Origin of the sequence: Actinosynnema sp. NPDC023658 (assembly GCF_040639995.1) — a bacterium.
GTDB lineage: Bacteria > Actinomycetota > Actinomycetes > Mycobacteriales > Pseudonocardiaceae > Actinosynnema.
Window position 1 is genome coordinate 1 of sequence record NZ_JBFAAX010001136.1, and the last position, 1,670, is coordinate 1,670.

The following is a 1,670-nucleotide window of genomic DNA, read 5'->3' on the forward strand; positions in this document are numbered from 1 at the left end:
ACGGCGGTCAGCACCGTGACGGCGTTGCCGCGCTCGCCGTGCTCGACCAGCAGGCCGCGCAGCGTGTCGGAGTCCAGCAGCGGCACGTCGCCGTACTGCTGGAGCCGCTGGCCGAGTTGGCGACAGGGGTCCGCGCGGTGGCTGCGGGCGAACGGCGCGCGCACGTGCCCGGCAGCAGCGGGCCGCCGGAGGTGCGTGAGCTGTCGGAGTCGTTCAACCGGATGTCCGACGCCGTGACGGAGGCCGCCGACCAGCAGCGGCGGCTGATCGCGGACGCCTCGCACCAGCTGCGCAACCCGATGGCCGCGCTGCGGCTGCGCATGGACACGTTGAGCGGTCAGGTCAAACCGGAGGGCGTGCGCGCGTACGCGGCGGGCGTGGCGGAGATCGAACGGCTGGAGTCGCTGCTGGACGGTCTGCTGGCGCTGGCGTCGGCGGAGAGCGCGGCCACGGAGGTCGCGGCGGGCGGGCGTGAGCCGGAGCTGGCCGACCTGGGCGCGGTGGCGGTGGACCGGGCGGGGTTCTGGCAGGTGCCGCTGCCGGCGACGCCCGCGCTGGCGGTGCTGGTGCGCTGCCCCGAGTCGGACCTCGCCCAGGTGCTGGACGTGCTGCTGGACAACGCGGTCAAGTACGGCGGCGCGGTGCGGGTGTCGCTCGGCGCGGACCGCGCGGCGGGGGTCGGGTGGGTCGAGGTGCACGACGACGGTCCGGGGCTGACCGGGGAGGAGCTCGCGCTGGCCACGTCGAGGTTCTGGCGCGGGCGGTCCGGGCAGCCCGGCACGGGGCTGGGCCTGGCCATCGCGGACCAGCTGGTCAAGGCCCGGCAGGGCGTGCTGGCGCTGTCGTCGGTGGACGGGTTCACCGCCCGCGTCACCCTGCCCTTGGAGCCCGCGCTGTGAACCGGCGGGTGTTCCTGCTCGGGCTGCTGGCCGCCGGGTGCACGACCGGCACGCCGTCGGGTGAGCTGACCATCGCGGCCGGTGAGCGCGGCGGCATGTACTTCGACTTCGCCACCCTGCTGGCCGAGCAGCTGGTCGACGTGCGCGGGCGGGCGCTGGAGACCGAGGGCAGCCTGGCGAACCTGGCGCTGCTGGCGTCGGGTGCGGCGCAGGTCGCGCTGACCCTGGCCGACTCCGCCCGGGTCGCGGACCCCGCGCTGGAGCTGCGCGCGTTGGGCCGGGTGTACGAGAACTACCTGCAACTGGTGGTGCGCGAGGACGACCCGGCGCGGGTGCCCGCCGACCTGGCCGGGCGGACCGTGTCGCTGGGTGCGGAGGGCTCGGGGGCGTCGTTGTCGGGTGAGCGGATGCTGGTCGCGCTCGGTCTGCGCTCGTCCGTGCGGGTGGAGCACTTCAAGCTGTCGGACGCGGCGCAGGCGTTGGTGGAGCGGCGGGTCGACGCGCTGCTGTGGTCGGGTGGTGTGCCGACGCCGACGTTGTCCGGGGTGCCCGGCATCCGGCTGCTGCCGTTGGCCGAGCTGGTGGCGCCGCTGCGGGCGGCGTACGACTCGGTGTACGAGCAGGTGGCCGTGCCGGTCGACGTCTACGGCGCGACCCGCGAGGTGCCGACGATCGGTCAGGTTGGTCAACATCCTGGTCATGTCGGTACATCCCGTCGCAAGAAGGGCAGGGGGAGGACGTCAGAGCCACTGGTTGCGACGGAATATTCGG

The 1,670-nt window shown here is 74.4% G+C and carries 2 protein-coding genes; both read left to right on the plus strand.

What is annotated here, in order from left to right:
- The first annotated feature begins 107 nt into the window (after positions 1-107).
- A complete protein-coding gene (locus AB0G02_RS38885; protein WP_360805124.1) occupies positions 108-899 on the plus strand; it encodes a HAMP domain-containing sensor histidine kinase in 792 nt (263 codons plus the stop codon).
- The coding region (locus tag AB0G02_RS38890) for a TAXI family TRAP transporter solute-binding subunit (RefSeq protein WP_360805121.1) at positions 896-1,670 on the plus strand (775 nt) is incomplete at its 3' end. The genes AB0G02_RS38885 and AB0G02_RS38890, both read left to right, overlap by 4 nt.